Genomic DNA, 19439 nt, shown 5'->3' on the forward strand with positions numbered 1-19439 from the left:
CGAGGGGTGAGCCCGGCCTTCCGCCCGTAGCGTGGTCGCCATGGACGCATTCGGTGTGGACATCGGCGGATCCGGGATCAAGGGCGCCCCGGTCGACCTGACGGGCGGTTCGCTCGCGGAGGAGCGCCACAAGGTGCTCACCCCGCAGCCGGCGACCCCGGACGCGGTCGCGGACCGGGTCAAGGAGGTCGTGGACCACTTCGGATGGTCCGGCCGCCCGGTCGGGGCCACCTTCCCGGGCGTCGTCGTGGGCGGCACCACCCGTACGGCCGCCAATGTCGACAAGGGCTGGATCGGGATCGACGCCGCCGGGCTGATCGGCGAGCGGATCGGTGCCCCGGTGACCCTGCTCAACGACGCGGACGCGGCGGGGGTCGCCGAGATGACCTTCGGCGCCGGCCGGGGCCGCACCGGCACGGTCATCGTGCTCACCTTCGGCACGGGCATCGGCAGCGCCGTCTTCACCGGCGGCCGGCTCGTCCCCAACACCGAGCTGGGACACCTGGAGCTGAGCGGCCACGACGCGGAGACACGGGCGTCCTCACGGGCCAAGGAGGACGGGGAGCTGAGCTGGGCGCGCTGGGCGCGCCGGGTGCAGAAGTACCTGCGGCACGTGGAGGGGCTCTTCTCGCCGGAGCTCTTCGTCATCGGCGGGGGCGTCAGCCGCAAGGCGGACAAGTTCCTGCCGCTGATCGAGGGGGTCAGCGCCGAGATCGTGCCTGCTCTGCTGGAGAACAACGCGGGGATCGTGGGGGCCGCGATGGCCGCCTCCGCTGCTGGGCGCGGGCCAGCCGGCGGTGCCTGACCACGGCGATCCGGCGGACGAACGTGATCAGGACCGCCAGCAGGGTGCCCGCGTACAGCCAGGCGGCCTGCAGGGACAGAAAGCTGACCAGGCCCATCGCCCGCCCCGCGAGCCCGCCGGCCCCGCCGACGACCGGGAGCGCGCCCACGGCGAAGGCGATGGGCACGGCCACGGGCGCGGCCACCAGCTCGGCGGGGCGCACGGACAGGGCGCAGACCGCGCAGCAGAGGACGAAGAGCACCCCGTAGAGGGGTGGCGAGCCATGGGCGAGCAGGGCGTCCAGCTCTCCGGCCCCCAGCATCGCCAGGGTGGTGAGCAGGCCGTTGCCCAGCCCTGTCAGCCTCAGGTCCTGGGTCCGCCGCAGCGCCCGTGCCACGGGATGCGGGGGGCGTCCGGTGCGGGCCCGGCCGGCCGGTGGCCTGCCGCCCTGCCCCACGGGGGCGGCCGGGCGGGGCACCGGGGCCGCGCGGCGGACCTTGTTCTGGGAGATGCGTGCGCCGGGTTGCTCCACCCGACCAAACTAGGTCGAGAGGCGGCGGGAATCCGGCGTTGGACACGCCCTTCACACCGTCTCGGCCGTTCGTTCGAGCGGTGTCGGCGGGCTCCGCCCGGAGCCCCGTAAACTGGTTGACCGCCCCGCTCTCACTACAGGAAGTCGTCACGTGTCGCTCACGATCGGAATCGTCGGTCTGCCCAACGTCGGCAAGTCGACCCTGTTCAACGCTCTGACCAAGAACGACGTGCTGGCGGCCAACTACCCGTTCGCCACCATCGAGCCCAACGTCGGCGTCGTCGGCGTCCCCGACGCCCGGCTGACGAAGCTCGCCGAGATCTTCGGCTCGCAGCGCATCCTGCCCGCCACCGTGGACTTCGTGGACATCGCGGGCATCGTCCGCGGCGCCTCCGAGGGCGAGGGCCTGGGCAACAAGTTCCTGGCGAACATCCGTGAGTCCGATGCGATCTGCCAGGTCATCCGGGCCTTCAAGGACGAGAACGTCGTCCACGTGGACGGCAAGGTCTCGCCCAAGGACGACATCGAGACCATCAACACCGAGCTGATCCTCGCGGACCTCCAGACCATCGAGAAGGTCCTGCCGCGCCTCCAGAGGGAGTCGCGCATCAAGAAGGACGTGGCCCCCAAGGTCGCCGCCGTCGAGGCCGCCAAGGAGATCCTGGAGAAGGGCGAGACCCTCTTCTCCGCGGGCATCCTCCAGGGCAGCGAGAAGGCCGAGCTCCTGCACGACCTGCACCTGCTCACCACCAAGCCCTTCCTCTACGTCTTCAACGTCGACGAGGACGAGCTGACCGACGAGGCCTTCAAGGACGAGCAGCGCGCCCTGGTCGCCCCGGCCGAGGCCATCTTCCTCAACGCCAAGCTGGAGGCCGACCTCGCCGAGCTGGACGAGGAGGACGCCATGGAGCTCCTCCAGTCCGTCGGCGCCGAGGAGCCCGGCCTGGCCACCCTCGCCCGCGTCGGCTTCGACACCCTGGGCCTCCAGACCTATCTGACGGCCGGTCCCAAGGAGGCCCGCGCCTGGACCATCAAGAAGGGCGCCACGGCCCCCGAGGCGGCCGGTGTGATCCACACCGACTTCCAGAAGGGCTTCATCAAGGCCGAGGTCATCTCCTTCGAGGACCTGGTCGCCACCGGCTCGGTCGCCGAGGCCCGCTCCGCGGGCAAGGCCCGCATGGAGGGCAAGGACTACGTGATGGTGGACGGGGACGTCGTGGAGTTCCGCTTCAATGTGTAGTCGCGTGCATACTGCACGTTAGGCGTTGAGTCAAACGCGCAAGTCAGAAGGGGTCGGGCTCTGTCGAGCCCGAGCCCTTCGTCGTCACCGTGCTGGATGGGTGCTGGATATTCTGACGTGTGGTCAGCAGCAATCAGGTGTCGTAAACGGTGGACCGGTGGCCCACGTGAACGACCCAGACCACCAGTTCCCCGTTGTCGATCGTGTAGACGACGCGGTAGTCGCCGACCCGCAGTCGGCGGCGATCTGGCTGGGACACGAGTGCGGTGGTGTTGAAGCCGAGCGGATCGCTTTCCAGTTCGGTCAGTTTGGCCAGGATGCGCAACGCCATGTCGCGAGGGATCTTCCGAAGTTCGGCCTGCGCCTCGGGGCGGAAGACGGTTCGGTACTCACTCACTGCGCGCCAGCGTCTCCCTCATGATGTCCTCGATCGGGATGCCGGGTGCGGGGTTTGCCATGCGCTCGTCGATGATCCGATTGATTTCGCGCTCTTCCCACTCCTGGTACTTGCGCAGCACCTCGATGGAGACGACTGCGGCGACTTCCTTGCCGCGGCGCGTGATCACCGTGGGTACGTCGTCGCGGTCCGCGCGCTCCACGACCTCCGCCAGGTGGGCGCGCACGTCGCGGATGGACTCTATGGGCAGCGGCTGCGTCATGCGCTCAAGCGTACCGAGTGTCCCATGTGTACACAACGGTGGTCGGCGTGGAGTGGCCCCCTTTGTCGTGGCTGCGCGTGCTGGATGTGCTGGATGAACCCGCACCGTACTGGATCGGTGCTGGACAAGGGCTCCGAAAACCGCGTTTTCGCAGGTCGGAGCTCTGTGCTGAACGTTCCGCTTCAACGTGTAGCGGGTGACATGCGGCTGCTACTTCGCTGATCCGGCAAACATGCAGATCGGAAGGGGTCCGACTCTTCGGGGTCGGGCCCCTGGTTTTTCCGTGCCGGGGTGATGGCAGGAAATCTCACGTCGTCACCCCTACACGCTGGGCTCGTGTTGGGACATGGCGAGCACGCTGCCCTGTCATCTGGGCGTCCGCGTGGGTTCTCGCCCGTCTTACCCGCTGGGCCTACGCACGCAGTCCCATACCCGGCGCGGCAGCGGGTGCGTGAACTTGACTGGCCCCTCGCGGACAGAAATGAACGCGATGCCGCGGGCGCACAGTCGCCCAAAACGCACGTTGTAACAACGAGGCTGGTGACGTGGGCACCGAGCAGCCCTGGTGGGTCCACAGTGAACCCCACAATGGCTGAGTTTCCCAGCATTCTTCACGCGATTGAGTGACTCTCTCAGATAAGAGCCTTTGAATCTTCCCGGATCGTCGTACTTTGTTATGGACGAGCCGTGAAGATTGGAGCACGAGTCATGGCAGATATCTTCGATCGTATCGAATGGAATGTTCGCGAGATCTTCGGAGAAGCACCGGTTTGTGTGCATGTGGGAGATGTTAATGAATGTGATATAAAGCGCCATCCCACTTATGCGAAGTTCCGCGCAGAGGCGATCTCGGCGGGAGTCCGGTCAGCTCCGAGTTCCCGCTTGTGGGAGTCCATGATTGCAATGGGCAGGCTGTGTGACCTGGATGGTGACGATACATGGAGATTAGTCATCCTCGACTGCATCGTTCCGTGCTTCCGTTCGCTGTCCGCGAGGATCTCCCGTGACTTCCGAGTCGACCGTGAAGAAATGCGGTCGGCCATGGTGGCAACCGCATTGGATGTATGGGCCGGCACTGCCATGGGTGTTCCGCCGCGCCATGTCAGGGATCGAATGGTGAAGGCGGCCTTCGAGATGGCCTTCCGATACGGGAACGCTGCCTCGTCGGAGTACTCGATGGAAGACGCTGAGATATTTATCCAGCCGGAAATGTACACCCAAGGCTCCGAGCTGAGGGCGTCATCGATCATTGATATCAACAGTATTCGTGACGCAGGGGTCGCAGAACAGATCAGGGGTGAGCGACTCGGGGCGCTGCTTCAGAGGCTGGGTTGCTTTGACGCCGTGCGAGAATTTCACGATGGACTTCGTGCCGGTTGCCGTTCGGGTTCAGTCAGTCAAGCGGTGCGGGCCTCGAAGCTGTCACGATCTCAGATTTCCAATCCGAACCTTTACTACTATGCCTCGGACCTCTACCCTTCGTTCATCGGGCTCCGGGAAGCCGCGGACGTGATGGAAATATCTGATTCAGCCGCACATCGACTCATCAGGGCAGGGCAGTTCCCTTTCCCTGTGGCTAGAGTGGGGCGGAGCTACAAGGTATCCGTCAAAGCCCTCATGCACTTCAAGGATATTCCGGATGTCATCGTCCATGTCGACGACATTGAGAATGGTGCCCTCCATGCGAGCGGTGGCGTTCGGTAGTGACCAATTCTGCCGTCAATCTAACGCTGCGGAAGGTCTGGATATTCAAGCATCAGGTGTTGGCCGAGGGGCGCTAGAATGTAGACGATCAAGGGCCGAGTAAAAGTGACTACGAGCGTCTCGGCCGAATGAGCACCGCATCCTTCATAGTGAGGTGGGGGAGTCGCATCCGACGTCCGCCGTGAGTCGAAGGGGCCGCGCCTGATGGCGCGGCCCCTTCCGCGTTCCTACGGCTTTCCCTGCCGGTACAGCCACGTGTCGAACAGCGACTTCAGGTTCTTGCCCGAGACCTTCTCGCACAGGGAAGTGAAGTCCTCGGTGCGGACGTTGGCGTGGCGGTGTTCCGTGGCCCAGGTGCGGAGGATGGTGAAGAAGTCTGAGTTGCCGACCGTTTCGCGGAGGCGGTGGAGGGCCATCGCGCCGCGGTAGTAGACGGGGTCGTCGGAGATATGGGCGGCGGACGGGGGGTTCGCGGGTGGGAACGACCAGATCTTGTCGTGGCGGTCGAGGGCGTTGTACTCGTCGAAGGACCGGGCCGCGCTGACGCCGTCGTGCTGCTCCTCCCAGAGCCACTCGCCGTAGGTCGCGAAACCCTCGTTGAGCCACATGTCCCGCCAGGTGCGCGGGGTGACGGAGTCGCCGAACCACTGGTGGGTGATCTCGTGGACGAGGGAGAGCTCGTCGGGGGCGTGGGTGAAGAAGGGGCGGGTCTGGGTCTCCAGGGCGTACTTGGTGAGGGGGCCGGAGCCGACGGTGGCGCCGGTGGAGGAGAAGGGGTACGGGCCGAAGAGCCGGGCGCCCCAGTCGGTCATGGCGGCGACCTGGGCGGGCACCTTCGCCGCGTGGGCGGCCTGGGCGGTGTGGAGGGCGACGGTCTGGGGGACCGTGCGGCCGCCGCCCCGCTCCAGACGGAACTTCCCGATGGCGACGGTGGCCAGATAACTGGCCATGGGTTCGGCGGTGTGCCAGGCGAAGACGGTCCGGCCGCCGGAGGTCTCCTGTTTGCTGAGTTCGCCATTGGAAACTGCGGTGAGGCCTTCGGGGACGCTGACCGACAGGTCGTACGCCGCCTTGTCGGAGGGGTGGTGGTTGCCGGGGAACCAGGTCATGGACCCGTTGGGCTCGCCGAGGGCGACCGCGCCGTCGGGGGAGGGGAGCCAGCCCTCCTTGGCGCCGTCGGGGTCCGTGATGGTGAGAGGAGTGCCCCGGTAGGAGATGACGGTGGTGAAGGGGGCGTCCGCGGCGAGCGGGTGCGGCGGGGTCAGCCGCAGTTCGTCGCCCCGCCGGGAGACCGCGGCGGGGGTGCCGTCGACGGTCGCCCCCGTCACGTCCATCCCGTGGAAGTCGAGGCTGAAGGAGGACAGCGCCCGGTCGGTGCGGGCGTCGATCTCGGCCCTGCCGGTGAGGGCGTTGCCCTTCGGCTCCCAGGACAGGGCGATGGCGTAGTGCCGCACGTCGTAGCCGCCGTTGCCCATGGTGGGGAAGAGCGGGTCGCCGACGCCCTTGGCGCCCGCCACCGGGGGCTGCTCGGCGGTGCGGACGGTCGTTCCGGCGGGTGCGCAGGCCGCGCTCGGGGCCAGCAGGAGAGCGGGGACGAGGAGGGCGGGGACGAGGGGGGAGGGGCGGCGCACGGGCGACTCCTTGGCGATCACCGGACCCCCGGTGCATCGTCGCAGATGTGCCCACGGAGAGTGCGGATTGCACGTGCCCGTGGGCGTCGCTCCCGAGTCGCTCCGGGCGCCGCCCACTCGCCCCTGAGCTGCAATTCACCACATCTGGTGATTCCTTGGCCTTGAGTTGCGGATCGCGACGCTGGGTTGCCAAGCTGTTGCGGACCGTCAACCTTGGGAGTGGACGTGGCTTTCGGTGACCAGCCCGCATATCTTCGCGTCGCCGGAGATCTCCGCCAGAAGATCGTCGCCGGGGAGTTGCCGCCGCACACCCGGCTCCCCTCCCAGGCGCGCATCCGCGAGCAGTACGGCGTCTCCGACACCGTCGCCCTGGAGGCCCGCAAGGTGCTGATGGCCGAGGGCCTGGTGGAGGGCCGTTCCGGCTCCGGCACCTATGTGCGGGAGCGCCCCGAGCGCCGCCTCGTGGTGCGCACCGGATATCGCTCGGCGGGCGAGTCCACCCCGTTCCGCCAGGAGCAGGCCGACCCGAGGGTCAAGGGCACCTGGGAGTCGCGCAGCGAGCAGGCCGCGGCGACGGCCGCCGTCGCGGAGCGGCTGAGGATCTCCGCCGGCGACAAGGTGATGCGCACCGACTATCTCTTCCGCTGCACCGGCGAGCCCGCCATGCTCTCCACCTCCTGGGAGCCGCTCGCCCTGACCGGCCGGACGCCGGTGATGCTCCCCGAGGAGGGCCCGCTCGCCGGGCGCGGGGTGGTGGAGCGGATGGCCGCGATCGACCTGGTCGTGGACAACGTCACGGAGGAGGTCAGCGTCCGCCCCGGGCTCGCCCAGGAGACGCTCGCCCTGGGCGGGGTGCCGGGTCACTGGGTGCTGGTGGTGTCCCGGACGTACTTCGCGGGCGGCTGCCCGGTCGAGACGGCGGACGTGGTGATGCTCGCCGAGCGGCACCGGGTCGCCTATCACCTGCCGGTGAAGTAGCCATGGCGTCCGGATGAACGGGTGTGACGGCGGCGTGAACTGACTCGTGAGTCAGGAGTGAAGCCCGAAAGCAGCCCTTACAGTCCATCCCTACCCGAGGGTAGGAACTGTACGGTATGCCCGCCTTCGCCCCGCTATGGTGACCCCTTTTCTCGTGTTGCAAAACTCACATAGCCCCAGGTCAGGGGCTTTTGGCGGAACCAACTCGGCCAAATCGCTCGTACGATGGCGCGGTTTGTGTCTGCCATGAAGGAGTAGAAAGCAAAGGAGGACCGGGGCGTTGAGTACCGAACAGGGGTCTCACTCCAATTACCGCCGGACTCTCGGTCCGGTGGCCCTGACGGCCGTCGGCCTCGGGTCGATCATTGGCTCGGGCTGGCTCTTCGGCGCCCAGCGGGCCGCCGGCATCGCCGGCCCTGCGGCGATCCTCGCGTGGGTCATCGGCGCCGTCGTCGCCCTGACCATCGCGCTGACCTACAGCGAGCTGGGGGCGATGTTCCCCAAGGCCGGCGGCATGGTCCGCTACGGCCAGTACTCGCACGGCTCGCTGTCCGGCTATCTCGCCGCCTGGGCCAACTGGATCGCGATCGTCTCGGTCATCCCGGGTGAGGCGACCGCTTCCGTCCAGTACATGAGCTCCTGGAAGTGGCAGTGGGCCAAGGACCTCTTCGACGGCAAGGAGCTCACCGGCACCGGTGTGGCCCTCGCCAGCGTCCTGCTGGTCTTCTACTTCTTCCTCAACTGGTTCGCGATCACCCTGTTCGCCAAGACCAACAACGCGATCACCGTCTTCAAGGTCGTCGTCCCGGTCCTGACCGCGGGCGCCCTGATGTGGTCGCACTTCGACACCCACAACATCGAGGTGTCCGGCGGCTTCGCGCCCAACGGCTGGAGCGCGGTGTTCACGGCGGTGGCCACCTCCGGCATCGTCTGGGCCTACAACGGCTTCCAGTCCCCGCTGAACATGGCCGGTGAGGCCCGCAACCCGGGCAAGTCGCTGCCCAAGGCCGTCATCGGCTCCATCCTGATCGCGCTGGTCATCTACATCGCGCTGCAGGTCGCCTTCCTGATGGCCGTCCCGTCCGCGGACCTCTCCGACGGCTGGAGCGCCCTCACCTACAAGTCCCCGCTGGCCGACCTGGCCATCGCCTGGGGCCTGAACTGGCTGGCGATCGTCCTCTACGCGGACGCCTTCATCTCGCCCTCCGGCACCGGCATGATCTACGCCGCGACCACCTCGCGCATGATCCACGGCGTCCAGGAGAACGGCCACCTGCCGGGCATCTTCGGCAAGGTCGACCCCAAGACCGGCGTTCCGCGCCCGGCCCTGCTGCTCAACCTGGTCGTCGCGTTCCTCTTCCTCGCGGTCTTCCGCGGCTGGGGCTCGCTCGCCGAGATCGTCTCGGTCGCGACCGTCATCTCGTACATCACCGGCCCCGTCGCCGTGATGTCGCTGCGCCGCATCGCCCCGGACCTCAAGCGCCCGGTCAAGCTGCGCGCCATGCCGGTCATCGCCCCGATCGCGATGATCTTCGGCTCGCTCGTCCTCTACTGGGGCAAGTGGCCGCTCACCGGCAAGGTCATCCTGATCATGGCGGCCGGTCTGCCGATCTGGGCCTGGTACGAGCTGCGCAAGCCGTGGGCCGAGCTCAAGCCGCACCTCAAGGCCGGCATCTGGATGGTGGCGTACCTGGTGGTCATGGCGTTCGTCTCGTGGGCCGGCGGCACCGAGTTCGGCGGCAAGGGCTACCTGGCCGAGGGCTGGGACCTGCTGGTCGTCGCCGTGATCGGTCTGGCCTTCTACTTCTGGGGCGTGAACAGCGCCTGGCGCAACCCGACGCTGGTCGCCACCGAGAAGGAGATCGCGGCCCTGGAGGCCGACGAGGAGCCCGAGCCGGAGCCGGCCAAGGCGAAGTAAACCGCGCGGGTGGCCGAATGCGTACCTCTTCGTGAAAACCCGTATCCGCTGCGTAAAGGTCGGGCGTACGCTCGGGCATATGCGGACTGCGGTTTCTTCACGAGAGGTGCCACGGCGGAGGGGCAGGAGCGATGGGTGACAACGAACCGCTTCTGCCCTGGCTCGTGATCCGCCAGGACGACAACGGCAATCGCTACCGTGTGGGCCGGTACGCCACCAGAACCGAAGCGGAACGGGTGGCGGACCGGCTCGACGCGTCCGGCCATCAGCAGCTCTACACGGTCGAGCGGGTGCGGATGGCATCCTGACCCCGGCCCGTCCCCGCTCCTGATCCCCGCCGTCCGCCGACTGCGGGCACCGGCGATACGCCAACCCCCATACCGGGTATGTGCTGATTATTAGCCCCAAGCCGGGCAATCCGGCGGGTTCGCGCAGCGGTCTGGGAAGTGGTCGGCGTGAGCGACAGCGCACTGGCATCGACGCCGGGATTCGCCGAATGGAGCTTCCCCGCCGAGGCCGGTGCGGTGCGCACCGCCCGCACCCTCGTCCGGGACACCCTGCGAGAGTGGGGACTCGACGCCGTCACCGATGTGACGGTCCTGCTCGTCAGCGAGCTCGTCACCAACTCCCTGCGGCACGCCACCGGCCCCATCGGCGTACGGATGTACCCCCGCGCCGGACATGTGCTCCAGGTCGAGGTCTCCGACCCGCTCCCCGACCCGCCCCGCGAACGCGCCGCCGCCAGTGACGACGAGGGCGGCCGCGGACTCCAGCTCGTCGCCCTGGCCTCCCGCCGCTGGGGCACCCGGCCCGGCGTCAACGGCAAGACGGTCTGGTTCGAACTGAGCTTGCCACCCCGCGAACCAGGGGAGGACACATAGCGGGTTGAGACCGTGCTGTGATCGTGAAGTCCGTGTTCCGAGGGGCTCCGGTGCTGGATACTCGGCCTTCTGATGCCGGTGCGAGCACATGAGCCGGAGGGGACGGGCACGTGAGCGAAAAGCCAGCGGGTGCTGCGGCGGGCAGCCCGGAGGGTACGGACACCACCTCGATGTGGCAGAACAGCCCGCCCGGCTCCCTCTACGACTACATTCGCGTGGCGTCCTTCTCCCTGGGGCCCGACGGCCGGATCGAGCAGTGGAGCGAGCGGGCCGCCGAGCTCTTCGGGATAACTCCGGGCCAGGCATTGGGCAGGGATCCCCAGGACGTGTTCGCCACCCCGCAGCAGGGGGTCCTCTTTTCGGGGGACGCGCTGCCCGGCCACGACCTTGACGGCCGGGCCTGGACGGGACTCGTCCCCTATCAGCGCGACGAACGGCAGCAGGGGCTGGCCGAGATCTATGTGATGCCCAGTCGCAACGAACGCGGGGAGCGCGCCGCGCTCTGCGTGGCCGTCGACGTGCGGGCACTCCAGGGAATAGAGACCGATATCGCGGCCTCCGAAGCCGTTTTCGGCCAATCTCCCCTCGGATTCTTCTTCTTCGGCACGGACCTGCGGCTGCTCCGCGTCAACGAGAGCTTCGCCCAGGCCCTCGGCCGTCCCGTCGCCTGGCACCGCGGCCGCACCCCGCACGACTTCCTGCCGCGCTCCGAGGCCGAGCGGCTGACCGCCGCCCTGCGCCAGGTCCTGGACAGCGGACGGCCGGTGGCCGACCTCCAGCTCGTCGGGCCGGTGCCCGGACAGGCCGAGCGGCGCCGCTGGTCCGTCTCGCTCTACCGGCTGCACGGCGGCAGCGGACGGCCCATCGGCGTGGCCGCCATCGCCACCGACGTCACCGGCCGCCGCCGCGCCGAGCGCGAGGCCGCGGGCGTCCGGCGCAACCTGGCGCTGCTCAACGAGGCGAGCGCCCGCATCGGCACCTCCCTCGACCTGGAGACCACCGCGCGCGAACTGCTGGACGTGGCCGTGCCGCAGTTCTGCGACCTCGCCTCCGTCGACCTCTACCAGGGGCTCCTGGTCGGCGACGAGGCGCCGCCCGGCCTCGCCGACGGCAGCGCCGAGCTGCGCCGGGTCGCCTTCGCCAGCGCGGTCTCCGGGGCGCCGGTGGCCCCCGACACGTCCGCCGACTCCTTGGGCGAGAAGGCCGTCCAGGTCGGCGAGGTGCACCGGTACGCCTTCCACTCCCCGTGCGCCGGCGCCCTGCGCACGGCCCAGCCGCAGGCCGTTCCCGGGGCGTCCGGGCAGTCCACCCTGGCCGTGCCGATGGTCGCCCGCGACACGGTCGTCGGGCTGGTGCAGTTCACCCGGACCCGGGGCAGCGAGCCGTTCGGCGAGCGCGACCGGGCCGTCGCGGTCGAGCTGGCCTCGCGGGCCGCGGTCTGCATCGACAACGCGCGCCTGTACCGGCGCGAGCACGAGCGCGCCCTGATCCTCCAGCGCAGCCTGCTGCCCCCCGTCGACCCCGAGGCCGCCGGGCTGGAGATCGCCTGCCGCTATCTGCCGGGCAACGCCGCGACCGAGGTGGGCGGCGACTGGTTCGACGTCATCGAGCTCCCCGGCCACCGCACGGCCCTCGTCGTCGGCGACGTGATGGGCCGCGGGCTGCGGGCCGCCGTGGCCATGGGCGAACTGCGCACCGCCGTACGGACCCTGGCCATGCTCGACATGGAACCGGCCGAGGTGCTCTCCGCACTGGACGAGATCGCCCATGGGCTCGGCCGGCCCGGCGGCAAGCAGTCCGCCTCGCGCGGCGTGCGGGGCAGCGTGCGCCCGGCCGACCTCTCCGAGGTCTACCTCGCGACGTGCGTCTACGCCGTCTACGACCCCGTCACCCGCCGGTGCACCGTCGCCAACGCCGGTCATCTGCCGCCCGTCCTGGTGGAGGAGGGGCGGCCCGCCCGGCTGCTGGAGGTGCAGCCCGGCATGCCGCTCGGCGTCGGCGGCGAGCTCTTCGAGGAGACGGTGCTCGAACTGCCGGACGGGGCGCTGCTCGCCCTCTACACCGACGGCCTGGTCGAGTCCCGCGACCACCCGCTGGACGAGGGCCTCCAGGCCTTCCAGGACGCGCTCACGGATCCGGCGCGCCCGCTGGAGGACGTCTGCGACCACGTCCTCTCCGCCCTGGACACCCACCACGGCGAGGACGACATCGCCCTGCTGATGGCCCGGCTGCGCGGGCTCCCGCCGGGGCACGTCGGCGACTGGACGCTCCCGCCCGAGCCGCGCTCGGTCGCCCGCGCCCGCGAGCTGGCCCGCGAACTGCTCCCGCAGTGGGGGCTGGAGGCGCTGGTGGACACCACCGAGCTGCTGGTGAGCGAGCTCGTGACGAACGCGTTGCGGTACGGCGAGGGCGACATCCGGCTGCGGCTGCTGCTGGACCGGACGCTGGTCTGCGAGGTCTGGGACGGAGGGTCCGTGCAGCCCCGGCGGCGGCGGGCGCGGGACACGGACGAGGGCGGGCGGGGGCTGCAGTTGGTGGGGCTGCTGAGTGCGGCGTGGGGGAGCCGGAGGATTCCGGACGGGAAGACGGTGTGGTTCGAACTGGCGCTGCCGGATGGGGAGTCGGGGGCGCCCGATGCGGTGGAGGCTCTGATGAGCCTCTATTGAGGGGGGTGTTGTTGCCCCTGGCCCGCCCTTTCACCGTTTCTTCCGGGGAGACCCCGGACCCCATTCGCCCTTCGGGCGAAGTCCTCAAGCGCCGGACGGGCTGATTCCGTGCCCGGGGCTCAATCCTCCCGGGCCGCCAGGCGCCCCCGCGTCGCCCCGCCCCCGAACGTCGCCGGCAGCAGACCCGCCAGCACGATGCCGCCCAGCAACGCACCCCCCAGCGCCCGGCCGGGCGGCTCCGCCGCGTCGTACGCGCCCACGTCCCGCGCCGCCAGCCGCCGCGCCGTCCGGGCCAACTCCCCGGCGCGCTCCGCGTCCGCCTCCGCGGACGGCGGGAGCGAGCCGTCCGGCGGGCGGGCCAGGGACAGGAGGCGTTCGGCCTCGGCCAGCCGGGTGCGGGCCCGGCTGCCCACCGCGCCGCGGTGGGTGGTGACGAAGTCCCGCGCCCCGGCCACCTCCCCCCGCGCGGCGAGCACCGCGCGCCCGGCCCGGGCCCGGGCCCGGGCGGAGCGCGCGGGGTCGGTGTCCGGGCCGGTTCCGTCCAGCGCGGCCGCCGCCTCGTCGATCCGCCGCAGGACCGCCCGCGGATCGATCCGTTCGCAGGCCGCCTCCCGCCGGGCGGCGTCCAGCAGCCGGGCGCCGGGGCCGGCGGGGGCCTCGGCGGCCGCCGCCTCGGCGTCCACCAGCGCGGAGGCCATCCGCCGCGCCGCGCCGCCCAGTTCGTACGCGTGCCGCAGCGCGGCCGTCGCCAGGGTGCGGGCCTGGGACAGCGCGCCCTCGGCCGCGCGGACCGAGACCGCGGCCCGCTCCGGCTCGCCCTCCGCGAGCGCGGTGTGCGCCTCGGCGAAGGCGGCCTCGGCGAAGGCCAGCCGGTCGCGGGCCTCCGCGGGGTACCCGTCGGCGGGGGCCAGCGCCGCGGGTGTGCAGCGGCCGGCGACCGACGCGAGCGCGTACTGCGCGGTGTCGATGCGCGGTGCCAGGGACCGTGCGGCGGCCTCGGCGCGGTCGAGCACCAGCGCCGCCTGCGCGGTGAGGTCGCGCAGCCGGTCGAAGGCCGCCGCCTCGGCGTCCAGCCGCCGGTTGGCGCTGGTGCAGCGGGAGCAGATCTCGTCGAGGGCGTGCCGGCGGAAGTCGTCGTCGCGCACCGGTGCGTCGTCCAGCCGCTGCCGCAGCCGGAACGCGGCGTCGAGCTCCGTCCGGGCGTAGGCCACGGCCTCGGCGAACGGCCGCACCGCGTCCTCGCCGAGCTGGGCCAGGGCGAACGGGAGTTCCTCCGCGCTGGTGCGCACCGCGTCGTCCGTCCCGACGAGGCCGGCCGCCGCCTCCGCGTCCAGCTCGGGCAGCGGGGTGAGCGGCTGTGCCATGCGGGCCAGCCCCGGCGGGGTGGTGGTGGCCACCAGCGGCGGGTCCGGGGGCGGGGGCGCGGGCCGGTGGCGCGCCCGCCGCCCGCGCAGGTACAGGCCGGCCAGGATCAGCAGCGTCCCGCAGGCCACGGGGATCCAGAACCGCCGGTCGCCGGGGAGCAGTCCGCTGCCGCCCGGGTCGGTGCGGCCGGGGACGATGACGGGTGGGCGCACGGGCTGCCCGGCGAGGACGGAGCGGTAGCCGTCGGCGGCGCCGATCGCGGCCCCGGCCCAGTCGTGCTCCTTGAGGGCGGGGCCGATGGCGACCGAGGCGACCTGCGCCAGCTGCTCGGCGCGGAAGCCCGAGTCCTGGGCGGCGGAGACCGCGAACTGCCGCGGGTTGGTGGCGATGGCGAGCAGCACGTCGTGCGGGCCGAGGCCGTTGCGGTCGGCGGTGGCGTCGGCCCAGTCGTGCGCGGCGCGCCCGGAGAAGTCGCGGACGTAGGTGACGTACAGCTGGACGCGCCGGTCGGCCAGCCGGGCGAGGGCGGCCTCGACCTGGGAGCGGCGGCGGCCGAGGGCGCCCACGGTGTCGGTGACGCGGCCGCCGGCCTCCAGGTCGAGCGGGGTCTCGGCGAGGGCGGCGGGCGGCGCGGGGAGCAGCAGTGCGCCGCACAGGACGAAGAGTGCGCCGAGTATGGCCCACCCCGGCGCCCCGGTCCCGTACCGACTCAGAAGCCGCGTCACACTTCGGAGCGTATGACCGGTTTGTCAAAGTCGCTACCCGGAGCACGTGTGGTATTACGCTCCGTGCTCCGATCCGCTTTTCGCGCCCCGACGGAGGATCTTGCTCCCCAGCCACACCAGCGGGTCGTACGAGCGGTCCACGACCCGCTCCTTCAGCGGGATCAGGGCATTGTCGGTGATCTTGATGTGCTCGGGGCAGACCTCCGTGCAGCACTTGGTGATGTTGCAGTAGCCGAGCCCGTGGTCCTCGCGGGCCGCGGCCTTGCGGTCCACGCCCGCCTCGGCGGCCGCGTCCAGCGGGTGCATGTCCAGCTCGGCGACCCGCATCAGGAAGCGCGGCCCGGCGAACGCCGTCTTGTTCTCCTCGTGGTCACGCACCACATGGCAGGTGTCCTGGCACAGGAAGCACTCGATGCACTTGCGGAACTCCTGGACCCGGTCCACGTCCTGCTGCTGCATCCGGTACTCGCCCGGCTCCAGCTCCGCCGGCGGCGCGAACGCGGCCACCTCGCGCGCCTTGGCGTAGTTGAACGAGACATCGGTGACCAGGTCCCGGACGACGGGGAAGGCCCGCATCGGGGTGACCGTGACCGTCTCGGCCGGGTCGAAGACGGACATCCGGGTCATGCACATCAGCCGCGGACGGCCGTTGATCTCCGCGCTGCACGAACCGCACTTGCCCGCCTTGCAGTTCCAGCGGACGGCCAGGTCCGGGGCGGCGGTGGCCTGGAGCCGGTGGATGACGTCGAGGACGACCTCGCCCTCGTTGACGGTGACCTCGTAGTCGTCGAGGCCGCCCCCGTCCGCGTCACCCCGCCACACCTTGAAGTGCGCCTGATAACTCATCGGGTGAGCTCCTCGTCCGTCAGGTACTTCTTCAGCTCGTCCTTCTCGAACAGCTCCAGCAGGTCCGGGCGCATCGGGGGAGCGTCCTGCCGCTCCAGCCGGATGCGGCCGAGCGCCGGGTCCTCGGCGGCCGGCTCCGCGCTGTCGTCGGCCAGCCGGCACACCAGGTTGACCCGCCGCCACCGCCGGTCCATCCCCGGGTGGTCGTCGCGGGTGTGCCCGCCCCGGCTCTCCGCGCGCTCCAGCGCGGCACGCGCCACGCACTCGCTGACCAGCAGCATGTTGCGCAGGTCCAGGGACAGGTGCCAGCCGGGGTTGAACTGCCGGTGCCCCTCGACCGCCGCCCTGCGGGCCCGGGCCCGCAGGGCGGAGAGCCGGTGCAGCGCCTCCTCCATCTCGGGCGCCCTGCGGATGATGCCGACCAGGTCGTTCATCGACTGCTGGAGCTCCTGGTGGAGGGTGTACGGGTTCTCCGCGTCGCCCGTCTCCTCGGCGCCGAACGGACGGAGCGCCTCCGCCTCGGCCGAGGCGATGTCCGTGTCCGACACCTCCGGCCGCCCGTCGGGTCCGAGCTCCGCCGCGTGCCGCGCCGCGTACAGACCCGCGCGCCGCCCGAACACCAGAAGATCGGAGAGGGAGTTGCCGCCGAGCCGGTTGGAACCGTGCAGTCCGCCCGCCACCTCGCCGGCCGCGAACAGGCCCGGCACCCCGACCGCCGCCGCGGTGTCCGGCTCCACCTCGATGCCGCCCATCACATAGTGGCAGGTGGGGCCGACCTCCATCGCCTCGGCGGTGATGTCGACGTCCGCCAGTTCCTTGAACTGGTGGTGCATGGAGGGGAGTTTGCGGCGGATGGCGTCCGCGGGCATCCGGGTCGACACGTCCAGGAACACCCCGCCGTGCGGCGAGCCCCGGCCCGCCTTCACCTCGGCGTTGATCGCCCGGGCGACCTCGTCGCGCGGAAGCAGCTCCGGCGGACGGCGGTTGTGCTCCGGGTCGGTGTACCAGCGGTCGCCCTCGGCCTCCGTCTCGGCGTACTTCTCCTTGAAGACCTCGGGGATGTAGTCGAACATGAACCGCTTGCCGTCGCTGTTGCGCAGCACCCCGCCGTCGCCGCGCACCGACTCGGTGACGAGGATGCCCTTGACGGACGGCGGCCAGACCATGCCCGTGGGATGGAACTGGACGAACTCCATGTTGACCAGCCGGGCCCCGGCCAGCAGCGCCAGCGCGTGCCCGTCGCCGGTGTACTCCCAGGAGTTGGAGGTCACCTTGAAGGACTTGCCGATGCCGCCGGTGGCCAGCACCACCGCCGGCGCCTCCAGGACGAAGAAGCGCCCGGACTCCCGTTCGTAGCCGAAGACGCCGGAGACCCGGCCGCCCGGCCCGGAACGGTTCTTCAGCACCCGGGTGACCGTGCACTCCTGGAAGACCTTCAGCCGGGCCTCGTAGTCCCCGAACTCCCGCTTGTCCTCCTGCTGGAGGGCGACGACCTTCTGCTGGAGCGTGCGGATCAGCTCCAGCCCGGTGCGGTCGCCGACGTGCGCCAGCCGCGGGTACTCGTGCCCGCCGAAGTTGCGCTGCGAGATCCGCCCGTCGGGCGTGCGGTCGAAGACCGCGCCCCAGGTCTCCAGTTCCCACACCCGCTGCGGGGCCTCGCGGGCGAGGAGTTCGGCCATCCGCCAGTTGTTGAGGAACTTGCCGCCGCGGAGCGTGTCGCGGTAGTGCACCTGCCAGTTGTCGTGCGCGTTGACGTTGCCCATGCAGGCCGCGATGCCGCCCTCGGCCATGACCGTGTGCGCCTTGCCGAACAGCGACTTGCAGATCACCGCGGTGCGCAGCCCCTGTTCGCGGGCCTCGATCGCGGCCCGCAGCCCGGCGCCCCCCGCGCCCACCACGACCACGTCCCAGGACTGCCGGTCCACCCGTGTCATCGAAACGTCTCCCCTAGAAGAAGCTCGGGTCGTCGAACACGCCGCCCGCGACCAGGTATACGTACAGGTCGGCCAGCGCGACGCTCACCAGCGAGGCCCAGGCGAGCGCCATATGACGGGCGTTGAGCCGGCCCACCCAGGTCCACATGCGGTAGCGGACGGGGTGCTTGGAGAAGGTGCGCAGGCGTCCGCCGACGATGTGCCGGCACGAGTGGCAGGAGAGCGTGTAGGCCCAGATCAGCACGGCGTTGGCGACGAGGACGAGGGTGCCCAGGCCCATGTGGCCCCACTCCTCGTGCTCGTTGCGGAAGCCGATGGCGGCGTCGTAGGTGAGGACGGCCGCCACGAGCACCGCCGCGTAGAAGAAGTAGCGGTGCACGTTCTGCAGGATCAGCGGGAAGCGGGTCTCGCCGGTGTACTTCTTGTGCGGCTCGGCGACCGCGCAGGCCGGGGGCGAGGCCCAGAAGCCCCGGTAGTAGGCCTTGCGGTAGTAGTAGCAGGTCAGCCGGAAGCCCAGCGGGAAGATCAGGACCAGCAGGGCGGGGGAGAGCGCCCACCAGTCGCCGAACAGCCCCCAGGAGGCGCCGTCCTTCATCGGGACGCAGCGGGTGGCGAAGCACGGCGAGTAGAACGGCGAGATGTAGGGCGCCGCGTAGTAGCGCTCGTCCGCGAAGGCCCGCCAGGTGGCGTAGACGACGAAGATCAGCAGCCCGGTGGTGGTGGCGGCGGGCGCCAGCCACCAGCGGTCGCGGCGCAGATGGGGGGCCGGGATCGCGGCCCGCGAGGGGTGGTGGACGCCGCCGCCCGCCGCGGGGGCGGGGACGGCGGGCCGGGGGCCGGTGCCGGCGGATGGCCGGGGACCGGTTCCGGTCGACGGATCGGTGCCAGTTGACAAGGGGGACTCCGGGAGGAGCGTGGGGTGTGGGGTTGGCGGGTGCCGGACGGCCGCTAGGGGGCGCGGCGGTCCCGGGAGCCGATCCCCTCCTCGTCGGCGTCCCGCCACAGCGAGGCGTCGTACGGGGTGTCGGGGATCGTCACCATGGCCGGACGGGGCCGCTCCGGCGGCTGGGTCTCGCGCAACAGCGAGAAGCTGTCCCGCAGATGACCGGCGTCGGAACGCATCCGCCGCAGCTCCGGACCGTCGCTGCCCAGCTGTCGCTCCAGCCGTCCGAGGGCTCGGTCGAGTTCGCCCAGGCAGCGCTGAACAGAAGTCAAATCGTCGTTCAGGGACACGGTTTGCCCTCACTTCCGCGATCGTCGGCGGTTGCGGGTGGCGACGGTGATGCGACAGAGAGTGTCGCGCGTCACACCCCTTCAGGGGAAGATAGCCGCCCCGATTGCACCTTCGCGGGAGCGCATTCCTCGGTCGGCCTGCCGCTGCCCAAACGTTCGTCCAGGTGGGTGGCGTGCGGGGCGGCGGCGCCGTGTCGGCATGCCTTCGTCCGGGCCGTCGCCTTCAGTGGGCGGAGAAGATCGGATCAGCCGCGCAATGCGCCGACTGAGCGATCCCGTCCCCGAGCGAATCCCTGAGCGAATCCCTGAGCGATCCGAAGGATCCGGCCCCGTACGGCGGAGG

At 70.5% G+C, this 19439-nt stretch carries 17 protein-coding genes; 8 read left to right on the plus strand and 9 right to left on the minus strand.

What is annotated here, in order from left to right; all coding sequences use genetic code 11:
• Positions 1–40: 40 nt before the first annotated feature.
• Positions 41–805, plus strand: a complete 765-nt coding sequence (gene ppgK / locus AB8735_RS23945) for a polyphosphate--glucose phosphotransferase (protein ID WP_344020304.1) — start codon at positions 41–43, stop codon at positions 803–805.
• Here the strand turns inward: ppgK and AB8735_RS23950 are convergent.
• The gene (locus AB8735_RS23950) at positions 702–1316 is read right to left on the minus strand and encodes a DUF6542 domain-containing protein (RefSeq protein ID WP_344020302.1); all 615 of its coding nucleotides are present in this window, start codon (positions 1314–1316) and stop codon (positions 702–704) included. The two genes, ppgK and AB8735_RS23950, sit on opposite strands and share 104 nt — an antisense overlap.
• A gap of 151 nt (positions 1317–1467) precedes the next feature.
• On the opposite strand from AB8735_RS23950, the gene ychF reads away from it, so the two are divergent.
• Complete coding sequence (gene ychF / locus AB8735_RS23955) at positions 1468–2556, plus strand: redox-regulated ATPase YchF (RefSeq protein ID WP_372409282.1); 1089 nt, start codon at positions 1468–1470, stop codon at positions 2554–2556.
• 133 nt (positions 2557–2689) lie between these two features.
• Here the strand turns inward: ychF and AB8735_RS23960 are convergent, their stop codons facing one another.
• Together AB8735_RS23960 and AB8735_RS23965 are read right to left on the minus strand one after the other, a co-directional pair.
• A complete protein-coding gene (locus tag AB8735_RS23960; protein ID WP_171153185.1) occupies positions 2690–2953 on the minus strand; it encodes a type II toxin-antitoxin system RelE/ParE family toxin in 264 nt (87 codons plus the stop codon).
• Positions 2946–3215, minus strand: a complete 270-nt coding sequence (locus tag AB8735_RS23965) for a type II toxin-antitoxin system Phd/YefM family antitoxin (protein ID WP_007266282.1) — start codon at positions 3213–3215, stop codon at positions 2946–2948. Before AB8735_RS23965 ends, AB8735_RS23960 begins: the two co-directional genes overlap by 8 nt.
• A gap of 708 nt (positions 3216–3923) precedes the next feature.
• Here AB8735_RS23965 and AB8735_RS23970 point away from each other — a divergent pair.
• Positions 3924–4919, plus strand: a complete 996-nt coding sequence (locus tag AB8735_RS23970; RefSeq protein ID WP_372409285.1) for a helix-turn-helix domain-containing protein — start codon at positions 3924–3926, stop codon at positions 4917–4919.
• Positions 4920–5146: 227 nt separating this feature from the next.
• Here AB8735_RS23970 and AB8735_RS23975 read toward each other — a convergent pair whose 3' ends face one another.
• The gene (locus tag AB8735_RS23975) at positions 5147–6550 is read right to left on the minus strand and encodes a M1 family metallopeptidase (protein WP_372409288.1); all 1404 of its coding nucleotides are present in this window, start codon (positions 6548–6550) and stop codon (positions 5147–5149) included.
• 225 nt (positions 6551–6775) lie between these two features.
• Here AB8735_RS23975 and AB8735_RS23980 point away from each other — a divergent pair, with 225 nt between their 5' ends.
• The 5 genes from AB8735_RS23980 to AB8735_RS24000 all read left to right on the plus strand — a co-directional run bounded on the left by AB8735_RS23980 (position 6776) and on the right by AB8735_RS24000 (position 12993).
• Positions 6776–7528, plus strand: coding sequence for a GntR family transcriptional regulator (locus tag AB8735_RS23980; protein ID WP_372409290.1), 753 nt, complete (start codon positions 6776–6778; stop codon positions 7526–7528).
• A 280-nt stretch (positions 7529–7808) separates the two neighbouring features.
• Positions 7809–9446, plus strand: coding sequence for an APC family permease (locus AB8735_RS23985; RefSeq protein ID WP_344020294.1), 1638 nt, complete (start codon positions 7809–7811; stop codon positions 9444–9446).
• Between the two features lie 131 nt (positions 9447–9577).
• The gene (locus AB8735_RS23990) at positions 9578–9754 is read left to right on the plus strand and encodes an SPOR domain-containing protein (protein ID WP_344020292.1); all 177 of its coding nucleotides are present in this window, start codon (positions 9578–9580) and stop codon (positions 9752–9754) included.
• Between the two features lie 138 nt (positions 9755–9892).
• The gene (locus AB8735_RS23995; RefSeq protein ID WP_372409293.1) at positions 9893–10327 is read left to right on the plus strand and encodes an ATP-binding protein; all 435 of its coding nucleotides are present in this window, start codon (positions 9893–9895) and stop codon (positions 10325–10327) included.
• A gap of 170 nt (positions 10328–10497) precedes the next feature.
• The gene (locus AB8735_RS24000; protein ID WP_372411904.1) at positions 10498–12993 is read left to right on the plus strand and encodes a SpoIIE family protein phosphatase; all 2496 of its coding nucleotides are present in this window, start codon (positions 10498–10500) and stop codon (positions 12991–12993) included.
• A 119-nt stretch (positions 12994–13112) separates the two neighbouring features.
• Here AB8735_RS24000 and AB8735_RS24005 read toward each other — a convergent pair whose 3' ends face one another.
• From AB8735_RS24005 to AB8735_RS24025, 5 genes are read right to left on the minus strand one after another with little or no spacing between them, the layout of a single operon-like run.
• Complete coding sequence (locus tag AB8735_RS24005; protein WP_372409295.1) at positions 13113–15083, minus strand: TPM domain-containing protein; 1971 nt, start codon at positions 15081–15083, stop codon at positions 13113–13115.
• Between the two features lie 54 nt (positions 15084–15137).
• Complete coding sequence (locus tag AB8735_RS24010) at positions 15138–15929, minus strand: succinate dehydrogenase/fumarate reductase iron-sulfur subunit (RefSeq protein WP_344020286.1); 792 nt, start codon at positions 15927–15929, stop codon at positions 15138–15140.
• Positions 15926–17863: a fumarate reductase/succinate dehydrogenase flavoprotein subunit gene (locus tag AB8735_RS24015; RefSeq protein WP_372409297.1), complete on the minus strand. Its 1938-nt coding sequence runs from the start codon at positions 17861–17863 to the stop codon at positions 15926–15928. Before AB8735_RS24015 ends, AB8735_RS24010 begins: the two co-directional genes overlap by 4 nt.
• Positions 17864–17876: 13 nt before the next feature.
• Complete coding sequence (locus tag AB8735_RS24020) at positions 17877–18758, minus strand: hypothetical protein (RefSeq protein WP_372409300.1); 882 nt, start codon at positions 18756–18758, stop codon at positions 17877–17879.
• 53 nt (positions 18759–18811) lie between these two features.
• Complete coding sequence (locus tag AB8735_RS24025) at positions 18812–19096, minus strand: hypothetical protein (RefSeq protein ID WP_344020279.1); 285 nt, start codon at positions 19094–19096, stop codon at positions 18812–18814.
• Positions 19097–19439 lie beyond the last annotated feature (343 nt).

The organism is Streptomyces luteireticuli (assembly GCF_041519305.1).
Taxonomy (GTDB): Bacteria; Actinomycetota; Actinomycetes; order Streptomycetales; family Streptomycetaceae; genus Streptomyces; species Streptomyces luteireticuli.

Excerpts from the sequence above, each read along its gene's own strand:
- AB8735_RS23965 (WP_007266282.1), bottom strand. The coding sequence starts at position 3,215 with ATGACGCAGCCGCTGCCCATAGAGTCCATCCGCGACGTGCGCGCCCAC.
- AB8735_RS24015 (WP_372409297.1), bottom strand. The coding sequence starts at position 17,863 with ATGACACGGGTGGACCGGCAGTCCTGGGACGTGGTCGTGGTGGGCGCG.
- AB8735_RS24000 (WP_372411904.1), top strand. The coding sequence starts at position 10,498 with ATGTGGCAGAACAGCCCGCCCGGCTCCCTCTACGACTACATTCGCGTG.
- AB8735_RS23970 (WP_372409285.1), top strand. The coding sequence starts at position 3,924 with ATGGCAGATATCTTCGATCGTATCGAATGGAATGTTCGCGAGATCTTC.
- ppgK (WP_344020304.1), top strand. The coding sequence starts at position 41 with ATGGACGCATTCGGTGTGGACATCGGCGGATCCGGGATCAAGGGCGCC.
- AB8735_RS24010 (WP_344020286.1), bottom strand. The coding sequence starts at position 15,929 with ATGAGTTATCAGGCGCACTTCAAGGTGTGGCGGGGTGACGCGGACGGG.
- AB8735_RS23990 (WP_344020292.1), top strand. The coding sequence starts at position 9,578 with ATGGGTGACAACGAACCGCTTCTGCCCTGGCTCGTGATCCGCCAGGAC.